This is a genomic window from Pseudomonas sp. E6002 (assembly GCF_013385565.1).
GTDB lineage: Bacteria > Pseudomonadota > Gammaproteobacteria > Pseudomonadales > Pseudomonadaceae > Aquipseudomonas.
On sequence record NZ_JACAPT010000002.1, the window covers coordinates 147,947 to 169,734 of the forward strand.

Annotated in this window: 19 protein-coding genes and 2 pseudogenes; 7 read left to right on the forward strand and 14 right to left on the reverse strand. The window is 62.0% G+C overall.

Annotated features, from left to right (window positions below):
* Positions 1-132: 132 nt before the first annotated feature.
* The 4 genes and pseudogenes from HX815_RS02720 (at position 133) to HX815_RS02730 (ending at position 3,018) form a co-directional block, all read left to right on the forward strand.
* Entirely contained in the window at positions 133-375 is a 243-nt protein-coding gene (locus tag HX815_RS02720) for a hypothetical protein (RefSeq protein ID WP_003216247.1), read from the forward strand.
* 169 nt (positions 376-544) lie between these two features.
* Positions 545-1,336, forward strand: a complete 792-nt coding sequence (locus HX815_RS02725) for a transporter substrate-binding domain-containing protein (protein ID WP_008434195.1) — start codon at positions 545-547, stop codon at positions 1,334-1,336.
* Positions 1,337-1,443: 107 nt separating this feature from the next.
* Positions 1,444-1,725, forward strand: a pseudogene (locus tag HX815_RS31860) (PAS domain-containing protein); the annotation flags it as partial.
* A gap of 246 nt (positions 1,726-1,971) precedes the next feature.
* Positions 1,972-3,018: a methyl-accepting chemotaxis protein gene (locus tag HX815_RS02730; RefSeq protein ID WP_371135979.1), complete on the forward strand. Its 1,047-nt coding sequence runs from the start codon at positions 1,972-1,974 to the stop codon at positions 3,016-3,018.
* 3 nt (positions 3,019-3,021) lie between these two features.
* Here the strand turns inward: HX815_RS02730 and HX815_RS02735 are convergent, their stop codons facing one another.
* From HX815_RS02735 to HX815_RS02750, 5 genes and pseudogenes are all read right to left on the reverse strand, one after another.
* The gene (locus tag HX815_RS02735; protein ID WP_003216242.1) at positions 3,022-3,765 is read right to left on the reverse strand and encodes a YkgJ family cysteine cluster protein; all 744 of its coding nucleotides are present in this window, start codon (positions 3,763-3,765) and stop codon (positions 3,022-3,024) included.
* A gap of 108 nt (positions 3,766-3,873) precedes the next feature.
* Positions 3,874-4,356: an N-acetyltransferase gene (locus tag HX815_RS02740; RefSeq protein ID WP_177027785.1), complete on the reverse strand. Its 483-nt coding sequence runs from the start codon at positions 4,354-4,356 to the stop codon at positions 3,874-3,876.
* Positions 4,357-4,359: 3 nt separating this feature from the next.
* Positions 4,360-5,262, reverse strand: coding sequence for a chemotaxis protein CheV (locus tag HX815_RS02745; RefSeq protein WP_102369883.1), 903 nt, complete (start codon positions 5,260-5,262; stop codon positions 4,360-4,362).
* Positions 5,263-5,313: 51 nt separating this feature from the next.
* A pseudogene (locus tag HX815_RS31550) lies at positions 5,314-5,412 on the reverse strand (outer membrane lipoprotein carrier protein LolA); the annotation flags it as partial.
* A 28-nt stretch (positions 5,413-5,440) separates the two neighbouring features.
* Complete coding sequence (locus HX815_RS02750) at positions 5,441-6,415, reverse strand: D-glycerate dehydrogenase (RefSeq protein WP_003216236.1); 975 nt, start codon at positions 6,413-6,415, stop codon at positions 5,441-5,443.
* Between the two features lie 351 nt (positions 6,416-6,766).
* On the opposite strand from HX815_RS02750, the gene HX815_RS02755 reads away from it, so the two are divergent.
* The 3 genes from HX815_RS02755 (at position 6,767) to HX815_RS02765 (ending at position 11,226) form a co-directional block, all read left to right on the forward strand.
* Positions 6,767-8,089: an OprD family porin gene (locus HX815_RS02755; RefSeq protein ID WP_177027786.1), complete on the forward strand. Its 1,323-nt coding sequence runs from the start codon at positions 6,767-6,769 to the stop codon at positions 8,087-8,089.
* Positions 8,090-8,175: 86 nt separating this feature from the next.
* Positions 8,176-9,669, forward strand: a complete 1,494-nt coding sequence (locus tag HX815_RS02760; protein ID WP_177027787.1) for a sensor domain-containing diguanylate cyclase — start codon at positions 8,176-8,178, stop codon at positions 9,667-9,669.
* Between the two features lie 51 nt (positions 9,670-9,720).
* Positions 9,721-11,226, forward strand: a complete 1,506-nt coding sequence (locus tag HX815_RS02765; protein WP_003216229.1) for a diguanylate cyclase — start codon at positions 9,721-9,723, stop codon at positions 11,224-11,226.
* A 103-nt stretch (positions 11,227-11,329) separates the two neighbouring features.
* Here the strand turns inward: HX815_RS02765 and lpxC are convergent, their stop codons facing one another.
* From lpxC to murD, 9 genes are all read right to left on the reverse strand, one after another.
* Complete coding sequence (gene lpxC / locus HX815_RS02770; RefSeq protein WP_003216227.1) at positions 11,330-12,241, reverse strand: UDP-3-O-acyl-N-acetylglucosamine deacetylase; 912 nt, start codon at positions 12,239-12,241, stop codon at positions 11,330-11,332.
* 112 nt (positions 12,242-12,353) lie between these two features.
* Positions 12,354-13,550, reverse strand: coding sequence for a cell division protein FtsZ (ftsZ, locus tag HX815_RS02775; RefSeq protein WP_003216225.1), 1,197 nt, complete (start codon positions 13,548-13,550; stop codon positions 12,354-12,356).
* Between the two features lie 65 nt (positions 13,551-13,615).
* On the reverse strand, positions 13,616-14,878 hold the full coding sequence (ftsA, locus tag HX815_RS02780) for a cell division protein FtsA (protein ID WP_003216224.1): 1,263 nt from the start codon (positions 14,876-14,878) through the stop codon (positions 13,616-13,618).
* Positions 14,879-14,893: 15 nt separating this feature from the next.
* Positions 14,894-15,760, reverse strand: coding sequence for a cell division protein FtsQ/DivIB (locus tag HX815_RS02785; RefSeq protein ID WP_023659197.1), 867 nt, complete (start codon positions 15,758-15,760; stop codon positions 14,894-14,896).
* A 4-nt stretch (positions 15,761-15,764) separates the two neighbouring features.
* On the reverse strand, positions 15,765-16,721 hold the full coding sequence (locus HX815_RS02790) for a D-alanine--D-alanine ligase (protein ID WP_177027788.1): 957 nt from the start codon (positions 16,719-16,721) through the stop codon (positions 15,765-15,767).
* Positions 16,718-18,163, reverse strand: a complete 1,446-nt coding sequence (gene murC, locus HX815_RS02795) for a UDP-N-acetylmuramate--L-alanine ligase (RefSeq protein ID WP_177027789.1) — start codon at positions 18,161-18,163, stop codon at positions 16,718-16,720. The genes HX815_RS02790 and murC overlap by 4 nt, the downstream gene beginning before the upstream one ends.
* Positions 18,156-19,226 carry an undecaprenyldiphospho-muramoylpentapeptide beta-N-acetylglucosaminyltransferase gene (gene murG / locus HX815_RS02800; RefSeq protein WP_003216217.1) on the reverse strand — a complete coding sequence of 357 codons (1,071 nt, stop codon included), beginning with the start codon at positions 19,224-19,226 and terminating at the stop codon, positions 18,156-18,158. The genes murC and murG overlap by 8 nt, the downstream gene beginning before the upstream one ends.
* Positions 19,216-20,439, reverse strand: coding sequence for a putative lipid II flippase FtsW (gene ftsW, locus HX815_RS02805; RefSeq protein ID WP_003216215.1), 1,224 nt, complete (start codon positions 20,437-20,439; stop codon positions 19,216-19,218). The genes murG and ftsW overlap by 11 nt, the downstream gene beginning before the upstream one ends.
* On the reverse strand, positions 20,436-21,782 hold the full coding sequence (murD, locus tag HX815_RS02810) for a UDP-N-acetylmuramoyl-L-alanine--D-glutamate ligase (RefSeq protein ID WP_076014386.1): 1,347 nt from the start codon (positions 21,780-21,782) through the stop codon (positions 20,436-20,438). The genes ftsW and murD overlap by 4 nt, the downstream gene beginning before the upstream one ends.
* Between the last annotated feature and the right edge of the window lie 6 nt (positions 21,783-21,788).

Here is a 21,788-nt window from a genome sequence, read left to right on the forward strand (position 1 = left end):
TGACAGCGCCGTCAGTAAAGTCCGACCATTCGTACGAGCAGTGGTTAAAGATCCGAGGCGCGCAGGTATACTGCGCGGCGGTGTGGCCTGCAAGTCGGGCCCGCGTCATTTTCAGTACTCCCCGGAGCTTCCATGAATTCCCCGACACAACCCGCTGTTGAAGCGGTCGACATCGACCAACAGGCCAACCCTGACAGCGTCGAAGGCGAAACCAAGGCCGAGATCCCGGCGTTCAAGTTTCCGTTCAAGCCGGGCGAACTGGCCGGGGCGAAAAACGCCAGCCAGCCGTGGTACAAAAACGGCGCCAAGAACGGCCACACCAAGAGCCCGGGCATGGCGCCTCCCGGCACCCGTCGCTCGATGGGCAAGCGCTGACCGGTAATAAATCCTCCGTAATGGAGATTTATGCCTACAACAGTTACTGACGTTTCGCCTTGTAGGCCTGCGGCCAATTCTTGAAAGCTTGCATGACACCCGCTTGCCCCGACTCTTTCGCTCGGGGCTGGACGTGGTAAAGCTGGTTTTCTGGAAAAGGACGTCCCCTGTGGTTCTGATACGCACCTGTGTCGTGCTGTTGTTGTCGCTGATGGCCAGCGTTTTCTCCACCACTGCGGCCAGCGGTCAACCACGGCATGAAATTCGTTTCGCCGTTGCTGCGCAATTTCCACCCTTCCAAAGCCGCAATCAACATGGCCAGCTTGCAGGGCTGAACATCGAGCTGGGCAATGCCTTATGCATACAGCTCAATGTGCGGTGTACCTGGGTCGACCAGGTCCTTGTGGAAAACTTCCCCGCCCTTGAAGCCAGGCAATTCGACGCGATCATGGGCATGGCCCCTACACTGAAACGGCGCCAGCGGGTGAATTTCACCGATAACCTTTATCCGATCACCACGCGCCTGGTGGCCCGCAAGACATCGGGTTTGAAGCCGACCCCACGGTCACTGAAGGGCAAGCGCGTGGGCGTTCTGGTGGGCAGCAACCGCGAAGCCTTCGCCCTGTCGAAGTGGGCGCCCAAGGGGGTCATCGTCAAGGCATTCTGGCGTAATGACGAGTTGATCCGCAGCCTGCTGGCAGGCGACATCGATGCAACATTGCAAGGCACCGTGGAAATCCGTGAGGCGCTGCTCGACACCGCTGATGGTCAGGTTTTCGACTTCCTCGGCCCTCACGTCTCCACCGAACTGCTGGGTAACGGCGTGGCGATCGCACTGCGCAAGCCCGACACCGCCTTGCGCAGCGCCCTCAATCACGCCCTCGAGCAACTGAAGCAGAGCGGCGAATACCAACGCATCATCGAGCCCTACCGGCTGGACGCGCCGCTCTCCAGACCGTAATGGCCAATTAATTGCGCGGAACATGAGCTGGATCAGTATTTGCCCAACCGGTGCGCTTAGAGTCGACGCCCTGCCGACTCCTCCAACAATCACGAGCGCGCTTTTCCATGAAGATCAATCTGCCGGTCACCGGTCGAAATGTGGATTTTGCCCCCGACGCCAATATCCTCTCGACCACCGACCTGACCAGCGCAATTACCTACGCCAACCAGGACTTCATCGATATCAGCGGCTACACCCGCGAGGAGCTGCTGGGCACGCCGCACAACCTGCTGCGTCACCCGGACATGCCGGCCGCGGCGTTTGCGCACATGTGGCAGGTATTGAAAAGCGGTCGCTCGTGGATGGGTATGGTGAAAAATCGCTGCAAGAACGGCGATCACTATTGGGTCAGTGCCTATGCCACGCCGGTCACCCGGGACGGCGTGACGGTGGAGTATCAATCGGTGCGCACCAAGCCCGATGCACGGCGGGTGCATCGGGCCGAACGGGCCTATGCCCGCCTGCGTGCCGGCACTCGGCGAGCACGGCCCGTGGTGGGCATGACCTTCAAGCTGTCGGCATGGGTCCTGGGGGCTTGCGCCGCAACCTGGGCATTGGGCCTTGGGCTGGCGACTTATCCGCTGACCTGGCAACTGCTGGCGGGAACGGCGGCCTGCGCCGTGGGGGTAGCGGGTGTGCATGGCTTGTTACGGCCCCTGGCACAGTTGAACCAGCGGGCACGGCTGATTGCCGATAACCCGCTGAGCCAGGCGATCTACACCGGGCGCAAGGACGAGTTCGGGCGTATCGAGTTTGCCATGCAGATGCTGGAGGCCCAGGTGGGCGCAGTGGTCGGCCGGATTGGCGATGCGTCGCAACGTCTGTCCGGCCATGCCGCGGCGCTGGTGCAACAACTGGACAGCAGCCACACCAGCAGCCTCGGCCAACAGACCCAGACGGATCAGGTCGCCGCTGCGATCAATCAAATGGCCGCCAGCGTGGCGCAAGTCGCCGAGCACGCGTTGCAGGCGTCCAGGGCCGCAGACCAGGCCGGCAGCGAAACCCGCGAGGGCCATCAACGAGTGGATGAAAGCCGCGACGCGGTGCTGCGTTTGTCCGAGGAACTGGCGCGGGCCACCGCAGTGATCCATCAACTGGAAAGCCACAGCGGCGATATTTCCGGGGTGCTGGAAGTGATCCGGGCGATTGCCGAACAGACCAACCTGCTGGCGCTGAATGCCGCCATCGAAGCGGCGTGGGCCGGGGAGCAAGGACGCGGGTTTGCCGTGGTGGCCGATGAGGTACGAGGCCTGGCCCAGCGTACGCAGGATTCGACCAATGAGATCCAGCGCATGATCAGCACCCTGCAAGGCGGCGCCCGGGATGCGGTGCAGGCGATGGCGCAAAGCAGCCAGCATGTGGAGGCCAGCGTCGATCAGGCCCAGCGCGCCGCTGCCGCACTGGATGGGATCAGCCAGCGAGTGACCCGAATTACCGCCATGAGCCAGCAGATCGCGGCGGCGGTGGAAGAACAGAGTGCGGTGAGCGAAGACATCAATCGCAACATCATCGGCATTCGCAATGCCGGGAAAGTGACGGTCAGCGCTGGCCAGCAGAGCCAGCTCAGCTCAGGGGACGTGGCGGGGCTGGCGGATGACTTGCGGCGGTTGGCGGAGGAATTCTGGGGCAAGCGGCGCTAGCGCTTAAGCCGCCCGCAATGAAATGAAGGCGTAGTTCGCCGGCACCTCGGTGGCAATCCGGGCGCCGGCATCCAGCAGTTGCTCGGCAATGTCCATCCCGGACACATGAAACACCCACTCATTGGCCTGCACGACTTCTTGCGTCGCCAACTCGATCGCCTGGGCAAACAGGCCCATGTCGGGCAAGTACGCGGTAAACCCATCGCCCTTGAGCGCCGTGGTATGGATGCCCAGCAACCCGCACACGGCTTCCTTGGCCTGGATATCATCGCGGTCAGCCTGGCGTGAGCGGCGGATCAACTCGGCCAGCTCCTTGTCCATCAACTCGCCCCCCACGATCAGCGCCGGCCCCTGCTCCCAGGATTCCGGCGGGCAGTCCTTGGCGGCCGGGTTCAACGGGATGTGCGGATTGATCTCCATCGGGTAGATGCGGCACACCAACGGCCGCCGCTCGTAAATGCGGCAACGGTCGTCTTCGTCAAGATTCCGGCAGCGCCCGGCGTTATAGGCGGCAAAGGTGATTGCCACATACGCCTCGGTATTGCCGCTGGGCACGATGGCGGAACGGCGTTGTGCGTGGTCACGTTGCAACTCGGGCAGCCCCAGGCCACTGCCCAGGAAACCTTCCACCAGCACGATGACATTACCGCCGTCAGCCGCCCAGCTGCGGGCTTCTTCGAGGGTCAAGGGCACATGGTGGTCGGTGCAGCATTTGCCGCAACCGACGCAGGAAAAATGGGTATTCATGGAGGATCTGTCACCAGGCAAGGTCAGAAGGCACTCATGAACGGTGGCGGGTTTTTGCCTCTGTTCACCGTTCTGCCTCTGTGCAAAGCAAGTTATGCGCCAGCGCCGTCAGTCCTCGGGGACAAGGTCGCGAAGCACAAACACCATGCCCACACGTTCATACAGCCGCCGTGCCCGCAAGTTGGACTCCAGCACCTTGAGGTCGACAAACGCTTCGCCGCGTTGCTTGAACACCTGGAAGGTGTGCAGCAATAACGCACGGCCCAACCCCATGCCCTGGGCACAGGGGTGAATGGCCAGGTTCTTGATGTAGGCGCTGGTCCAGCATTGGGACACACCCAGAATGCCGCTGGCGTTACTCGCCACCAGGCACAGTTTGGGGTCGAAATCGGCATCGGTAACGAACTGCTGGCGCCAGTGCTCAAGGGAGCCGACGCGTCCGCCGCCTTGTTCCTGGGCCAGGCTCAATACCGCGTGGATCGCCGGGGCCATGGCTTCGCGGTAATGATCCAGCTGGATATCCGCCGGCCATTGCGGGGCGGGCAGGCTGCCGGTGAGGTCGCGGCGCAGCAGCTGGAAATATTCACCCATCGGTCACAGGCCCTGTTGCGCCACGGTCTGGGCGGCTACCACCAGGCACTTGGTCAGTTCCGGCGAAGAAAACTTGGTGAGTACCGCATTGGCACCGGCCAGGCGGGCTTTTTCGCTGTTCATCGCACTGTCCAGGGAGGTGTGCAGCAGCACATAGAGGTCCTGGAAGTCCGGGGTTTCCCGCAGGGTACGGGTGAAGGCGTAGCCGTCCATTTCGGACATTTCGATGTCCGAGACCACCACGTTGATTTGCTCGACGGTGCCTTGCAGCTCCAGCAAACGGTCAATTGCTTCCTTGGCGCTGCGGGCGGTGTGGCAGGTGAGGCCGAGGTTGCGCAGGGTGTGCACCGATTGCTGCAGCGCTACCTGGCTGTCGTCCACCACCAGGATTCGGGCGTTGCCCAGCACTTCGGCTTCTTCCATGGTCAGGTCGGTGGGCGCCGCTTCGATCTGTGCCGGGGCGATGCCGTGGATGACTTTCTCGATGTCCAGCACTTGCACCAGGGCGCCTTCGACCTGGGTCACCCCGGTGATAAACGAACGCGTACCGCCGGAACCAAACGGCGGCGGGCGAATGTCGGTGGTCAGGCAGTGCACGATCTTGCTCACCGCCTGCACATGCAGGCCCTGCTTGGAACGGCTCACGTCGGTGACGATCAGGCAGCCGCCGTCCGGGTCTTGCAGGGGCATCTCCCCCAGGGCGCGGCTCAGGTCGATCACCGACAACGCTGTGCCGCGCAAGGTGGCGATGCCTTTGACGTGGGGGTGCGACTCCGGCAGCTTGGTCAGCGGCGGGCAGGGAATGATTTCACTGACTTTCAGCAGGTTGATCGCCATCAGCTTGCCGCTGCGCAAGGTAAAGAGCAGAAGCGAGAGTGAATCTGCGCGGGCTTTGGTGGTGGACATAAAAACCTTCTGTGGATCAGGGATGACGATCTATAGACCGTTATCGACTTGCACGCGAAAAACTGTAGGAGCGAGCTTGCTCGCGAAAAACCTGAGGGCGCTGTGTTTATCCAGGCTGCCCGCGTAATCGTTGACGCGTTTCGCGAGCAAACTCGCTCCTACCTACAACAAGCAGTCGTCAGCCCTTCCACACCTGCGGGTTTACCAGATCCTGCGGACGCTCGCCCAGCAAGGCGCTGCGCAGGTTTTCCAGGGCGCGGTTGGCCATGGCTTCGCGGGTCTCGTTGGTGGCCGAGCCGATGTGCGGCAGGGTCACCGCATTGCTCAGCTGGAACAGCGGCGACTCGGACAGCGGCTCCTGCTCGTACACATCCAGGCCGGCACCACGGATGGTCTGGTTTTGCAGGGCCTGGATCAGCGCCGGCTCATCCACCACCGGGCCACGGGAGATGTTCACCAGGATCGCACTGGATTTCATCAGCCCCAGCTCGCGATGGCTGATCAGGTGGCGGGTTTTCTCGCTCAGTGGCACCACCAGGCAGACGAAATCGGCTTCGGCCAGCAACTGGTCGAGGCTGCGAAACTGCGCGCCGAGTTCCTGTTCCAGTTCGGTCTTGCGGCTGTTGCCGCTGTACAGAATCGGCATATTGAAACCCAGGCGACCCCGACGGGCGACGGCCGCGCCGATGTTGCCCATGCCGACGATACCCAGGGTCTTGCCGTGTACATCACAGCCAAACAACGGCGCGCCGACGCTGGCTTTCCACTGGCCGGCCTTGGTCCAGGCGTCCAGTTCGGCGACGCGGCGGGCGCTGCTCATCAGCAGGGCGAAGGCCAGGTCGGCGGTGCTTTCGGTGAGCACATCCGGGGTGTTGGTGAGCATGATCCCGCGCTCATTGAAGTACGCCAGGTCGTAGTTGTCGTAGCCCACCGACACGCTGGAAACCACTTCCAGTTTGCTTGCACCTTCCAGTTGCGCGCGGCCCAGTTTGCGGCCTACGCCGATCAGGCCGTGGGCATGGGGCAAGGCTTCGTTGAACTGGGCGTTGATGTCGCCCTGCTTGGGGTTGGGGGCGATGACATCGAAATCCTGTTGCAGGCGTTCGATCATTTCCGGGGTGACGCGGCTGAAGGCGAGGACGGTCTTTTTCATGGAAGGCGGGCTCATCGACTACGTGGGAATGGCAAGCACGCTAACATTCTTGGGTAGGGCTTGTCAGGCCGCCCCTCACACCCCACTGCCAGACTGTTGCGATTTGGGCAACAGTCATTATCTTGTTACACTCTGTATCGCACCGCTCACCTGCGCTAATTTGTCGCATCGATGAGCGCAGCGGTTAAGACCGACCCGCTCTCCCCCGATTTCCCTCGACTTATTTCCAGGGCTCTACACTGGGAATCTGTCTTAAAGCCGCTGAGTTCAGCGGCTTTTTTTTGCGCTGAAAAAAGGCCAGGAACCCCAACAACACTGGCCGGTTTCGATTGACCCAAAGGAGCTCCACCGGTGAAAACCTCGCTGACGTTCACCCCGTTATTCCTCGCGATTGCTGCAACGATCGTTCCCCTTGCCCACGCGGCAGACACCCCGGCCACCGACGGCTTCGTCGAAGGTTCCAGCTTCAAGATCAACACCCGCAACTACTACATGAACCGCGACCGTCGCGACATTCACACCGATGACAGCAAGGAATGGGGCCAGGGCTTCATCGGCATCTTCGAATCCGGCTACACCCCCGGCACCGTCGGCTTCGGCCTGGACGCCAACGCCATGCTCGGCCTCAAGCTCGACGGCGGTGGCGGCACCGACGGCTCGAGCATCCTGCCGGTAAGCTCCGGCAACGGCAAAGCGCCCGGCTCGTTCTCCACCGCCGGCGCCACCCTGAAAATGCGCGCCTTCGACACCGAACTGAAAGCCGGCGACCTGTTCCTCAACAACCCGGTGATTGCCGGCGGCATGACCCGCATGCTGCCCCAGACCTTCCGCGGCGTGAGCCTGACCAACCACAGCCTGGACGGCTGGATGTTCGAGGGCGGCCAGGCCAGCTTCACCAAACTCTACAACCAGAGCGGCCGTCGCCGCATCGGCACCAGCTACGGCGCATTGCCCAATGGCGAAGACAGCCGCCACCTGGACTGGGCCGGCGTGTCCTTCAGCGGCGTGCCGGGGCTGACCAGCAACCTGTACGCGTCCGAACTCAAGGACATCTGGAACCAGTACTACTACGACCTGGACTACACCTGGCAGTTGAACGAGCTGGTCAGCCTGAACCCGGGCCTGCACTACTACCACACCCAGGAGACCGGCAAAGCCTTGCTGGGCAACATCGACAACAACACCTACAGCCTGCATTTCACCGTGGGCGTGGGCAATCACAGCGTTACCGCCGCCTACCAGCGGGTCAACGGCAACACGCCGTTCGACTACATCAGCCAGGGCGACAGCATCTACCTGGACAACTCCCAGCAATACTCCGACTTCAACGGCCCCAACGAGCGCTCGTGGAAGCTCAAGTACGCCTATGACTTCGTCGGGCTGGGCCTGCCGGGCCTGACCTCGGCGGTGTCGTATATCAGCGGCAAGACCGACCTGACCACGGTCGATCCGGACAGCCGTGGTTACTCATCCTGGTACAGTGCCGACGGCAAGAACGCCAAGCACTGGGAACGGGACATCGACCTCAAGTACGTGGTGCAAGGCGGCAAGGCCAAGGACCTGGCCGTGCGCCTGCAATGGGCGACCAATCGCGGCGGCAATGGCTACGCGGCAGTGGACCGGGACGTGGATGAGTACCGCGTGATCGTCGACTATCCGATTGACGTTTTTTAACCTTCAGGCTTTCTTTTAGCGGCGACGACTTATTTTTCACAGCATGGAACTAAACTGCCAGCATCTTGAGTGCCGAAGCCAGTCCCATGAGTCAACGCCGCGCCTTCACCCTGCCTGCACGCCCGGAGCTTTTGCTGATTCTGGGCAGTGGCCTTACTGTCGTGCTGATCGTGGTCATCGTTGCCGTACTGCTGATCCGCGAACACGCCAGCGCCTTGCAGGCAGCCAAGCGCTCCACCAGCAATATCACCCAACTGATCAATGCCGATGTGCTGCGCAACGTCGAGCTCTACGACCTGGCGCTGAACGGCCTGATCACCGCAACCACTCGCGATGACCTGCCCCAGGTTTCCGCCGAAGTCCTGCATATGGTGCAGTTCGACCAGTCCACGGCCGCCCCTTTCAAAGGCGAAGTCCTGCTGCTGGACAAAACCGGCGCGGTCACCGCCGACTCCTCCACGCTGACCCCCACGCCACGTAATTTCGCCAATCGCGACTATTTCCAGATCCACCAACAGAACCCCGATGCCGGGCTGTTCATCAGTCGGCCCTTCAAGATTCGTTGCGACTGCGATCAAGTCTGGCGCATCGCCTTCAGCCGCCGGGTGCCCGGACCCAATGGCGAGTTTGCCGGTGTGGCGGTGGCAACCATGCGCCTGGCGTATTTCGACCAGTTGTTCAATAGCCTGACCATCGGCAGCGGCAGCAGCATCAACCTGCTGAATAACGACGGCATCCTGTTGGCCCAGCAGCCGCTGCTCGAAAGAGACATGATCAACAAGGACCTGAGCGCGCGGCCCAACTTCAAGCGAATGCTGCGCGAAGGCAGCGGCAGTTTCAGCGCCATCTCCGCCATCAGTGGCGCGCAACGGCTGTACACCTTCACCAGCGTCGGCGCGCTGCCGCTGATTGTGGTGGTGGCGTTGTCGAGCGATGACGTGTTTGCCGCCTGGAAGCGCGCCGCCCTGCTGATCAGTGGCGCCACCGGCGTGCTGTGTGTGGGGCTGTTGTGGCTGACCTGGATGCTGCGCCTGGAACTGCGCCGCCGCTATCGCGCCGAGAAGGTGTTGTCGGAACTGGCAGCCACCGACGGCCTCACCGGCCTGGCCAACCGCCGCACCCTCGACCAGCGCCTGCGCCTGGAATGGGAGCGCGCGCAACGCTCAGGCGAGCCACTGGCCTTGCTGATGATTGATGTCGACCACTTCAAGGCCTTCAACGACCGCCATGGTCACCAGGGTGGCGACGAGGCCTTGCGCAACGTGGCCCGGGTCATCGGCAGCAATATTCGTCGCCCCGCCGACCTGGCCGCGCGCTACGGCGGTGAAGAGTTCGCGGTGATCCTCCCGGATACCGACGGCGAGGGCGCAAGCACCATCGCCGAACATATCCGCAGTGCGGTAGAGCACTTGCCACCGGCGGACGGCGACGCGCTGTCGGTCACCGTCAGCGTCGGGCTCAGTACCTGGGACAAACGCAGCCGTGGCTCGCTGGAAGAGCTGCTGCTGAGTGCCGATCGGGCGCTGTATGACGCCAAGCATTCCGGGCGCAACCGCATCGTTCACAGCCAGGCCACATAAGCCGTTATCAGCAACTACGCTAAGGGCATCCTCGAAGCAGAAGTACGCCCGATGAGCCCAGGCACTACCCGCCCGCCCCGCCCCACCCACCGTCCGGAGCTGCTGCTGATCATCGGCAGTTGCGTCACGGTGCTGCTGATCATGCTGGTGGTCGCGGTGCTGCTGATTCGCGAACACGCCAACACGTTGCAGGCGGCCCAGCGCACGGCCAATAACATCACCCAACTGATCGACGCCGACGTGCTGCGCAACGTCGAGCTGTACGACTTGTCGATCAAAGGCCTGATCGCCGCCACCGAACGCACTGATTTGGCTGGGGTATCGGCCGGCATCCGTCACCTGGTGCTGTTCGACCGTTCGGAAGCGGCGCCCTACAAAGGCGACATCCTGTTGTTGGACAAGGATGGCAACGTGATCGCCGACTCAGCCCTGCAGACGCCCAAATCCGCCAACTTCGCCGACCGCGATTACTTCCAGGCCCATCGGCAGAATCCCGACCTGGGCCTGTTCATCAGCCGGCCCTTCACGGCGCGCTGCGTGTGTGACGACCAATGGCGTATCGCATTCAGCCGCCGGGTTTCCGGGCCGGATGGGCGATTCCTCGGCGTGGCCGTGGCCACCATGCGCCTGTCGTACTTTCAGCAACTGTTCCGCAGCCTGAATATCGGCAGCGACAGCACCATCAACCTGATCAACCGGCAAGGCATCCTGCTGGCCCAGCAGCCGCTGCTGGAACGGGACATGATCGACAAGGACCTCAGCCAGCGGCCCAACGTCGCGCGCATATTGCACGAGCGCGACGGCAACTTTCGCGGCACCTCCAGTGTGGATGAGGAGCACCGCCTGTATACGTTCTCAACGGTGGGCGATTTACCGCTGATCGTCGTCGTGGGGCTGTCCACGAATGACATATTCGCCCCCTGGAAGCGCGCAGCACTGGTGATCAGCGGCGCCACCGGGATTTTGTGCATCGGCCTTTTGTGGCTGACCTGGATGCTCTGCATGGAACTGCGCAGGCGCCACCGTGCCGAGCAGGTGCTGTCAGAACTGGCAGCCACCGACGCGCTCACCGGCTTGGCCAACCGCCGCACCCTGGACCAGCGACTGCGCCTGGAATGGGACCGCGCCCAGCGTTCGGCCGAGCCGTTGACGGTGCTGATGATTGACGTGGACCACTTCAAGGCGTTCAACGACCGACATGGCCATCAAGGTGGTGACGAGGCACTGCGCACGGTGGCGCAGGTGATCGAGGGCAATATCCGCCGCCCGGCCGACCTCGCGGCCCGCTATGGGGGTGAGGAGTTTGCGGTGGTGCTGCCGCATACCGACAGCCAGGGTGCACGCGTGATTGCTGAACATATCCGCAGCAGTGTCGAACACCTGCCGCGAGTGGGCGGGGATACGGTGCCGATTACCGTCAGCATCGGCCTCAGTACCTGGACCAAAAACAGCCGCACCACGCTGGAGGAATTACTGCTCAACGCCGACCAGGCGCTGTATGAGGCCAAGCATACCGGGCGTAATCGCGTTGTTGATGCCGGCGCTTTAAAGCCGTGATGCGAAGCGTCACAGGAGGCGTTACCACGCAGAGCGTGGGAACGATCAAAAAAAAGGCCACCCGAAGGCAGCCTTTAAAAACAAAAGGAAAGAGAGTTGTTACTTACACCGCCGCGACGGGACGCATGTAAGAGATCGGTGCGGTGCTGGCATCTTCGAAGGTCACGACTTCCCAGGCATCTGTCTGTGCAATCAGCTTGCGCAGCAGTTGGTTGTTCAGGGCGTGACCAGACTTGAAGCCTTTGAACTCGCCTATCAGGCTATTGCCCAGCAGGTAGAGGTCACCGATTGCATCGAGGATCTTGTGCTTCACGAATTCGTCTTCATAGCGAAGGCCGTCTTCGTTCAGTACACCATCCGCGTCGACCACAATGGCGTTTTCAACGCTGCCGCCGAGTGCGAGGTTGTGCTTGCGCAGGTACTCGATGTCACTCATGAAACCAAAGGTACGGGCGCGGCTGACTTCTTTTACGAACGAAGTGCTGGAAAAATCCACGCTTGCACTTTGGGTGCGGTCACGGAATACCGGGTGATCGAAATCGATCTCAAAGCTCACTTTAAAGCCTTCGAACGGGACGAAGGTGGCGCGCTTGTCGCCGTCTTCTACTGTCACTTCCCGCAGAATGCGAATGAACTTCTTGGCTGCGTCCTGTTCTTCCAGGCCGGCAGATTGAATCAAGAATACGAAGGGTCCGGCGCTGCCATCCATGATCGGGACTTCGGACGCGGAGAGCTCGACGTAGGCGTTATCGATGCCCAGACCGGCCATGGCCGAGAGCAAGTGCTCCACCGTGTCCACTTTGACGTCACCGTTGACCAACGTGGTCGACATCGTGGTTTCGCCAACATTTTCCGCGCGAGCAGGTATCTGCACCACAGGGTCCAGGTCGGCACGAACAAACACGATGCCGGTGTCGACAGGTGCGGGCTTGAGGGTCAGGTATACCTTCTCCCCGGAGTGCAGACCTACACCTGTGGCACGGATAATATTCTTCAGGGTGCGTTGTTTAATCATGGCTTGGACCGCTTCAGCGCAAATTGCGAACTGGTATCAACAAAGGCTGGCGATAATAGCAGACCAGACCTTTGCTGAACACCAATCACCTTCATAGCCCTGATACATTCCATTAATCGGCCTGACGACGCAGGAAAGCCGGGATGTCCAGGTAGTCCAGGTCATCTTGCGGATTCGGGCTGCGGGATGCAGCAGCACCGGCCTGAGCCTGGTTGCGCATCACGGTCGGACGATCCAGGTCACGATAGTTCACAGACGGCAGTTCCTGGCGCGACGGCGCTGGAGCGGCAGCTTGCTGGCTGGCGTGGCTGGTATGGACGGTGTTGTCGATGACCTTTACAGGCTTCTCGATTTTCGCACCCAGGCCGGTCGCAACAACGGTCACGTGCAGTTCGTCGCGCATGTCCGGATCGATAACGGTACCGACCTTGACCATGGCGTGCTCGGAAGCGAAGGCTTCGATGATGCTACCCACGTCGGAGTACTCACCCAGGGACAGGTCAGGACCGGCGGTGATGTTCACCAGGATGCCGCGTGCGCCTTGCAGGTTCACGTCTTCCAGCAACGGGTTGCGGATGGCCGCTTCGGTAGCTTCACGTGCACGGTTCGGACCGCTGGCGCAGCCAGTGCCCATCATCGCCATGCCCATTTCGCTCATCACGGTACGTACGTCGGCAAAGTCGACGTTGATCATGCCCGGACGCTTGATGATGTCGGAGATACCGCGAACGGCACCGGCCAGTACATCGTCAGCCTTGGCAAACGCGGACAGCAGGCTTGCGTCCTTGCCGAGGATGGTCAGCAGCTTCTCGTTGGGAATGGTGATCAACGAGTCGACGCTTTCGGACAGCAGACGGATGCCTTCATCGGCGATCTGCATGCGCTTGCGACCTTCGAACGGGAATGGACGGGTCACGACGGCAACCGTCAGGATCCCCATTTCCTTGGCCACTTCGGCAATGATCGGCGCAGCACCGGTACCGGTACCACCACCCATGCCCGTGGTAATGAACACCATGTTGGTGCCTTGCAGCACTTCAGCGATGCGCTCGCGGTCTTCCAGGGCGGCTTGACGGCCGACTTCCGGATTCGCGCCGGCACCCAGGCCCTTGGTCACGGCTGTGCCCAATTGCAGGATGGTGCGTGCACCGATGCTTTTGAGGGCCTGGGCGTCAGTGTTGGCGCAGATGAATTCAACGCCTTCAATGTTGCTCTTGACCATGTGGTTGACAGCGTTGCCGCCGCCACCGCCGACGCCGATCACTTTGATGACCGGGCTTGCGGGGATGTTGTCTACGAGTTCGAACATTTTCCCTCTCCTTTCATTTCTCTAGTTTTTTCGCCTACTACTTGAAACGGTGTTGCGGTAAATCTTTAGAAATTGCCTTTCACCCAAGCCTGCAACCGCTCGAACAACGGCGCTTTCGCTTCGTCGTCGCTTCTGTAGCTGTCGCGGTTGCTCGGGCCCGACAGGGAAATGCCGTCGGTCTGCTTTTGCAGCCCGTACAACAGCAAGCCCACACCGGTGGAATAAATCGGGTTGCGCACTACGTCGCCCAGGCCTTTCACGCCGTGGGGCACGCCCAGGCGGACCGGCATGTGGAAGATTTCCTCGGCCAGTTCGACCGCGCCTTCCATCTTCGAGGTGCCACCGGTCAGCACGATGCCGGCCGGGATCAAATCTTCGTAGCCGCTGCGACGCAGTTCAGCCTGGATCAGGGTGAACAGTTCGTCGTAGCGCGGCTCGACCACTTCGGCCAATGCCTGGCGCGACAGTTCGCGCGGTGGACGGTCGCCCACGCTTGGCACCTTGATGGTTTCACCGGCACCGGCCAGCTTGGCCAGGGCGCAGGCGTAACGGATCTTGATTTCTTCGGCGTACTGGGTCGGTGTGCGCAACGCCATGGCGATGTCGTTGGTCACCTGGTCACCGGCAATCGGGATCACGGCGGTGTGACGAATCGCACCCTCGGTGAAGATCGCGATGTCCGTGGTGCCGCCGCCGATGTCTACCAGGCACACGCCCAGTTCTTTTTCGTCGTCGGTCAGTACCGAGTAAGCCGAAGCCAACTGCTCGAGAATGATGTCGTCGATTTCCAGGCCGCAGCGGCGCACGCATTTTTCAATGTTCTGTGCTGCGTTGACGGCGCAGGTCACTACGTGAACCTTGGCTTCCAGACGTACGCCCGACATGCCCAGGGGCTCGCGAACGCCTTCCTGGTTATCGATCACGTAGTCCTGCGGCAGGGTGTGCAGCACGCGCTGGTCAGCCGGGATCGCCACGGCTTGCGCTGCGTCGAGTACCCGCTCCAGGTCGGCCGAGCTGACTTCGCGGTCGCGAATCGCCACGATACCGTGGGAATTCAGGCTGCGGATGTGGTTGCCGGCAACGCCGACAAATGCCGAGTGAATCCGGCAACCGGCCATCAGCTGCGCTTCTTCGATGGCGCGCTGGATCGATTGCACGGTGGATTCAATATTCACCACCACGCCCTTCTTCAGGCCCCGGGACGGATGCGTGCCGATTCCGACGATTTCCAGCGTGCCGTCGTCCGCGACCTCGCCTACCAGCGCCACCACCTTGGAGGTGCCGATATCCAGACCGACGATCATTTTGCCGCTTTGCACGTTTGCCATGGGTCCTGCCTCTTCTTAATTCTTCGCGACAGCAGGTTGCGCTGCCGTGGGCGCCGCAGGGGCCCGCCAGCCGACGGCAAGGCCGTTGGCGTAACGCAGGTCGATGCTCGCAATGTTCGTAATCTGTTCTTTCAAGGTCTTTTCATAGATGGCGATAAAACGGCGCATCTTTTCCACCAGGTTGCCGCGTCCCAGCAACAACTCGATGCCCGGGCCGGAACTGCCTGCACCCGTGGTCAAAAACCAGCTGCCCCGCTCGCGCAATTCCAGTCGCGCAATCGAGAAGCCCAACGGCCGCAGCATCTGGCTCAACGCCTGGTACTGCTGCATCACTTGCTGCTGCGCCCGCTGCGGCCCGAACAACTGCGGCAGGTGCTCGTAATTCGCCACTTCGCGAGGTGCAAACGCCTGGCCCTGGTTGTTCAACAGCGCACCATCACCCCAACGGGCCACGGGCAGTTGTTCTTCCAGGCGGATCGTCACTTGATCCGGCCACACGCGACGTACTTCGGCGTGGGCAATCCATGGCATCTGTTCCAGCTCGGAGCGCATGCCTGCCAGGTCGATGGTGAAGAAGCTCGACGCCACAAACGGGGCGATTCGCTGCTGCACGGCTTGCTGGCTGATGTAGCTCAAGTCGCCCTGCACGCTGATCTTGGTGATCGGCCGGTCGGCATACGGCAGCAGGCGCTGGGCGCCTTCATACGTACCGAACCCCAGGGCCACCAGGATCACCGGCCAGAACAGCGCCTTGAGAAAACCAAAGTTGGCTTTCGGCATGCGCGCCGACATCGGCTCTTTAGCCACCATTCGGCTGGCACCACGCGGCACCGGCTTGCGGCCGGGAGCGGGTTGCTGATGACGAAGCGATGCGCCGTTCATGGTCTTAGCCTCGTGGCTCTATGCTTGCTGCCAGGATCGCCAGCACCAACTGCTGGAAATCCAGGCCGGCGGCACGAGCGGCCATGGGTACCAGGCTGTGGTCGGTCATCCCGGGTGCAGTGTTGACTTCCAGGAACCAGAAGTTCCCCTGGTCATCCTGCATCACGTCTGCCCGCGCCCAACCGGCGATACCCAGCGCCTCACAGGCTTTCGCCGTGAGGTCCATCAATTCCTGTTCCTTGGCTGCGTCGAGGCCGCACGGGATCCGGTACTGGGTATCGGAGGCCACATACTTGGCGTCGTAGTCGTAAAAGGTGTGGGGCGTGCCCAATGCGATGGGCGGCAATACCTGGCCACGCAGAGTAGCGATGGTGAACTCGGGACCTTGAATCCACTGTTCCACCAACACTTGCGAATCGTAGGTACTGGCCGCTTTCCATGCGTCAATCAATTCGGCGGCTGAGTTCACTTTAGCCATGCCGATACTGGAGCCTTCATGGGCTGGTTTGACGATCAAAGGCAGGCCCAGTTCCTTGGCTGCAGAAATACAATCGTCTTCGCTGCACAGCACGCTGTGACGCGGGGTCGGAATACCCAGGCTGTGCCACACCTGCTTGGTGCGCAACTTGTCCATGGCCAGGGCCGAAGCGAGGATGCCGCTGCCGGTATACGGAATGCCCAGGCACTCCAGCAGGCCCTGCATGCTGCCGTCTTCACCGCCACGGCCGTGAAGAATGATGAAGGCGCGGTCGATCTTCTCGGCCTGCAGGCGCGACAGGAAGTCATCACCCACGTCGATGCCGAACGCATTCACACCGGCACTTTGCAGCGCTTCCAGCACGGCATTGCCGGACTTCAGCGACACTTCACGCTCAGCGCTCTTGCCACCGAACAGCACCGCAACCCGGCCGAAGTCGGCAGGTTGAATGGTCGAGGACAGGGAGCCGTAGTCAGTGGTCATTTCGACTTCCCCTGTGCGACGGCAAACAGCGGGCTTGCCAGCAATTTAGGGGCGAGGCCACCGATGTCACCGGCACCCTGGCACAGCAGGATGTCGCCGGCACGCAGCAGCGGCTTGACGATCGGCGCCAGGTCCACACCACGCTCGATGTAGATCGGGTCCAACTGGCCGCGTTGACGGATGCTGTTGCACAACTTGCGGCTGTCGGCGCCCGGGATCGGCTCTTCACCGGCCGGGTAGACTTCCATCAGCAGCAACACGTTGGCATCCGCCAGTACATTGACGAAATCGTCGTACAGGTCGCGGGTACGGCTGTAGCGGTGCGGCTGGTACACCATCACCAGGCGGCGTTCCGGCCAGCCACCGCGTACGGCCTTGATCACCGCTGCCACTTCGGTCGGGTGGTGACCGTAGTCGTCCACCAGCATCACGTTGCCGCCGTCCACCGGCAGTTCGCCGTAGACCTGGAAGCGACGACCCACACCGGCAAAACCCGACAGGCCTTCGACGATGGCTTCATCGCTGACGCCTTCGTCGGAGGCGATGCAGATGGTCGCCAGGGAGTTGAGTACGTTGTGGTTGCCCGGCATGTTCACCGAGACATCCAGCGGCTCGCGGTCAGGACGCAGCACGGTGAAGAAAGTCTGCATGCCTTGCTGGCGCACATTGATCGCGCGCACGTCGCAGTCTTCGCTGAAGCCGTAGGTCACGGTCGGACGCTTCACCAGCGGCAGGATTTCGCGCACCACCGGATCGTCCAGGCACACCACGGCCAGACCGTAGAACGGCAGGTTGTGCAGGAACTCGACGAAGGTTTTCTTCAGTTTGTTGAAGTCACCGTCGTAGGTCGCCATGTGGTCGGCGTCGATGTTGGTCACCACGGCCACCAGCGGTTGCAGGTGCAGGAAGCTGGCGTCGCTTTCATCGGCTTCGGCGATCAGGTAACGGCTGGTCCCCAGTTGTGCATTGGTGCCGGCTGCATTCAGGCGGCCACCGATGACGAAAGTCGGGTCCAGGCCACCGGCGGCGAACACCGAGGCGATCAGGCTGGTGGTGGTGGTCTTGCCGTGGGTACCGGCGACGGCGATGCCGTGGCGGTAGCGCATCAGCTCAGCCAGCATTTCGGCACGCGGCACTACGGGAATGCGGCGTTCAAGGGCGGTGGCCACTTCCGGGTTGGAGGTGTTCACAGCGCTGGAGACCACCAGCACGTCGGCTTCGGCAGCGTTCTCGGCGCGGTGGCCGATAAAGATTTTTGCGCCAAACGATTCCAGGCGCTCGGTGACCGGCGACATTTTCAGGTCGGAGCCGGACACCTGATAACCCAGGTTCAGCAACACTTCGGCGATCCCGCACATGCCCACGCCGCCGATACCGACGAAGTGGATGCGACGGATGCGGCGCATTTCCGGTTGCGGCATGGCTTTCTGATTCTCAACCATGGGCCACCTCCAGGCAGATATCGACCACGGTGCGGGTTGCGTCAGGTTTGGCCAGGCGGCTTGCGGTGCTCGCCATGCTGTTCAGTCGTTCCGGTTGCATCAAAACCTCGGTCAGGCGTGCGGCCAAATCGGCGGCGCCAGTCGTTCTTTGCGGCAGCAGGAAGGCAGCGCCCTCCCCGGCCAAATATTCGGCGTTGCGGGTCTGGTGATCGTCGATCGCGTGGGGCAAAGGCACCAGCAAGGACGGCAGACCGGCGGCAGCCAGTTCACTGACGGTCAACGCACCTGCGCGACAGACCACCAGGTCGGCCCAGCCATAGGCTTGGGCCATGTCTTTGATGAAGGGCTGCACATTCGCCTCCACACCCGCATCGCGATAACGCGTGGCGGTCACTTCATCGTGGTTCTTGCCGGCCTGATGGAAGATCTCCGGGCGCAGCTCCACGGGGAGTTGCGACACCGCTTCAGGCAGCAATTTGTTCAACGGTTCGGCGCCCAGGCTTCCGCCCAGGATCAACAGGTGCGCCTTGCGACCGGCCAATGGCTGGCGGGCGATGTCCATGAACAGTTCGGTACGCACCGGGTTGCCGGTGGTACGCAACTTGTCCGCGGCACCAAAGGTCTTCGGAAACGCCTCGCATACCCGTGCAGCCAAGGGCACCAGCAAGCGGTTGGCAGTGCCGGCCACGGCATTCTGCTCGTGGACGATCACTGGCACGCCGGCGAGTCTTGCCGCAACACCGCCCGGGCCGGTCACGTAGCCACCAAAGCCCAGCACGCATACCGGCTTCACTTCGCGGATCACCTTGCGCGCTTGCCACACGGCCTTGAGCAACACGAACGGCGCCTTCAGCAGGGACAATTTGCCCTTGCCACGCAAGCCGGTGACGTTGATCAAATGCAGCGGCAAGCCGGCATTCGGTACCAGATCGTTTTCGATGCCGCGCGGCGTACCGAGCCAATGCACGGTGTAGCCACGGTTCTGGAACTCACGGGCACAGGCCAGCGCCGGGAACACGTGGCCACCGGTGCCGCCTGCCATGATCAGCACGTTAGCGCCCATGGTTCGGCTCCTCGGCGAAGTCGCTTTCGCTGAACTCCATCTCTTCGCTGCCCAGGTGGGTCCGACTCTCCCACTCGATGCGCAGCAACAACCCGAGACAGGCGCAGCAAATCACCAACGAGCTGCCGCCGTAACTGAGGAACGGCAAGGTCAGGCCCTTGGTCGGCAGCAGGCCGACGTTCACCCCGATGTTGATCAGGAACTGGCCGATCCACAGGAACGACAAGCCGTACGCCACGTAGGCGGCGAAATATTGCTTGGCCTTTTCGGCCCACAAGCCGATGTACATGCCGCGAACACACACGAACACGAACAGCGCGACGGTGCACAGCGAACCGACCACACCCAGCTCTTCGGCGAGTACCGAGAACACGAAGTCGGTGTGGGCTTCCGGCAGGTAGAACTGCTTCTGCACGCTGTTGCCCAGGCCCACGCCCAGCCACTCGCCGCGACCAAAGGCGATCAACGCCTGGGTCAACTGGTAGCCGGAACCGAACTGATCGGACCACGGGTCGGTAAAGGTAATCAGACGGGCCATCCGATAGGGTTGCGCCTGCACCAGAATGGTCACGGCGGCCACCGCCAGCACCACCATCAAGGTGAAGCGGAACAGGCCGACGCCGCCGAGGAACAGCATCGCCGCCGCCGCGCCCATCATTACAACGGTGGCGCCGAAGTCCGGCTCCATCAGCAACAGGCCGGCCATGGGCAGCAGCACGATGAATGGCTTGAAGAAGCCCATCCAGCTTTCGCGTACTTCTTTCTGGCGCCGCACCAGGTAGCCGGCGAGGTAGATCACCACGAACACCTTGGCGATTTCCGAGGGCTGCACGTTGAACGCACCGAAGCCGATCCAGCGCATCGAACCGTTCACCTCACGCCCGATGCCGGGCAGGATCACCATCACCAACAGGCCGAAGGCGCCCACCAGCATCAGCCAACCCAGGCGCTGCCAGGTGGCGATCGGGATCATCATGGTGACGATACATGCGCCAAGGCCAATCACCAGGTACACCAGGTGACGGATCATCATGTACAGGGTGTTGCCCGATTGCACCGCAGCCACTTCCGAGGAGGCCGAGGTGATCATCACCAGGCCCAGGCCCAGCAGCGCGAGGCAACCGGCGAGCATCGGGAAATCAAGGTCGATACCGCGCCCGGTAATGATCGGCGACGGGTACGGCTTGATGATGTTACGGAAATTGATACTCATGCCAAGGCCTCCACGGCGCGGGCGAACAGCTGGCCGCGCTCTTCGTAGTTCTTGAACATGTCGAAACTGGCGCAGGCAGGCGACAGCAGCACCACGTCGCCCGGCTGAGCCAAGGCTTTGGATTGGGCAATGGCATCGTCCAGGGACTGCGCGCGCACCTGCGGTACGGCGTCGCCCAGGGCATCGGCGATCAGGCCGGAATCACGGCCCATCAGCACCACGGCGCGGCAGTTGGCGGCGACCGGGCCTTTAAGGTCCTTGAAGTCGGCACCCTTGCCGTCGCCACCGGCAATCAGCACGACCTTGCCTTGAATGTCGGCACCCAAACCTTCGATGGCAGCGAGTGCCGCACCGACGTTGGTGGCCTTGGAATCGTTGTAATAGCCAACGCCATCCAGCTCGCGAACCCACTGGCAGCGATGCTCAAGGCCGGCAAAGCTGCGCAGGGCCGAGAGCATGGCGTCGAACGGCAAGCCAACTGCGTGACCGAGCGCCAGCGCCGCCAGGGCGTTGGCCTGGTTGTGAGCACCGCGGATTTTCAGTTCGCGCACCGGCATCAGGTTCTGGAATTCGAAGGCCAGGTATTTCTCGCCGTTCTCTTCCCGAAGGCCGAAGGCCTTGAAGTCAGGCTTGTTCAGGCCGAAGGTCCAGCACGGCAGACCTTCGCCGATCAGCGGACGGCTCAGGGCATCCTGACGGTTCACCACCACTTGCCGCGCGCCACGGAAGATCCGGTGCTTGGCCAGGTGATACGCCGGCAGGCCGCTGTAGCGGTCCATGTGGTCTTCGCTGACGTTGAGCACGGTGGCCACTTCGGCGTTGAGCTGGTCGGTGGTTTCCAGCTGGAAGCTCGACAGCTCCATCACGTACAGCTCGACGTCGTCGTTGAGCAGGTCCAGCGCCGGCGTGCCGAGGTTGCCGCCCACGGCCACGCGCTTGCCGGCCGCAGCCGCCATCTCGCCCACCAGGGTGGTCACGGTGCTTTTGGCATTGGAACCGCTGATGGCCACGATCGGCGCCTTCGCGTTACGCGCGAACAGCTCGATATCGCCGGACAACTTCACGCCACGGGCCGCCGCCGCTTGCAGGGCCGGGGTCGCCAGGGCCAGGCCGGGGCTCACGTAGAGCTCATCGGCACGGCACAGAAACTCGACATCCAGCTCGCCACAACGCACTTCCACGTGCGGGTAGTCACGGCGCAGCGTGACCAGCTCCGGTGGATTTTCCCGCGTATCGGCCACGGCAAACGACGTGCCCCGGTTCGCCAGGAAGCGAACCAGGGACATGCCGCTCTTGCCGAGGCCGACAACGATGCGGAAGTGGTCTGAAGCGATCAGGGACACTCGTTT

Coding starts and splice junctions, on each gene's coding strand:
- HX815_RS02720 (WP_003216247.1), top strand. CDS start 133: ATGAATTCCCCGACACAACCCGCTGTTGAAGCGGTCGACATCGACCAA.
- HX815_RS02735 (WP_003216242.1), bottom strand. CDS start 3,765: ATGAATACCCATTTTTCCTGCGTCGGTTGCGGCAAATGCTGCACCGAC.
- HX815_RS02740 (WP_177027785.1), bottom strand. CDS start 4,356: ATGGGTGAATATTTCCAGCTGCTGCGCCGCGACCTCACCGGCAGCCTG.
- HX815_RS02745 (WP_102369883.1), bottom strand. CDS start 5,262: ATGTCCACCACCAAAGCCCGCGCAGATTCACTCTCGCTTCTGCTCTTT.
- HX815_RS02750 (WP_003216236.1), bottom strand. CDS start 6,415: ATGAAAAAGACCGTCCTCGCCTTCAGCCGCGTCACCCCGGAAATGATC.
- HX815_RS02760 (WP_177027787.1), top strand. CDS start 8,176: ATGAGTCAACGCCGCGCCTTCACCCTGCCTGCACGCCCGGAGCTTTTG.
- HX815_RS02765 (WP_003216229.1), top strand. CDS start 9,721: ATGAGCCCAGGCACTACCCGCCCGCCCCGCCCCACCCACCGTCCGGAG.
- lpxC (WP_003216227.1), bottom strand. CDS start 12,241: ATGATTAAACAACGCACCCTGAAGAATATTATCCGTGCCACAGGTGTA.
- ftsZ (WP_003216225.1), bottom strand. CDS start 13,550: ATGTTCGAACTCGTAGACAACATCCCCGCAAGCCCGGTCATCAAAGTG.
- ftsA (WP_003216224.1), bottom strand. CDS start 14,878: ATGGCAAACGTGCAAAGCGGCAAAATGATCGTCGGTCTGGATATCGGC.
- HX815_RS02785 (WP_023659197.1), bottom strand. CDS start 15,760: ATGAACGGCGCATCGCTTCGTCATCAGCAACCCGCTCCCGGCCGCAAG.
- HX815_RS02790 (WP_177027788.1), bottom strand. CDS start 16,721: ATGACCACTGACTACGGCTCCCTGTCCTCGACCATTCAACCTGCCGAC.
- murC (WP_177027789.1), bottom strand. CDS start 18,163: ATGGTTGAGAATCAGAAAGCCATGCCGCAACCGGAAATGCGCCGCATC.
- murG (WP_003216217.1), bottom strand. CDS start 19,226: ATGGGCGCTAACGTGCTGATCATGGCAGGCGGCACCGGTGGCCACGTG.
- ftsW (WP_003216215.1), bottom strand. CDS start 20,439: ATGAGTATCAATTTCCGTAACATCATCAAGCCGTACCCGTCGCCGATC.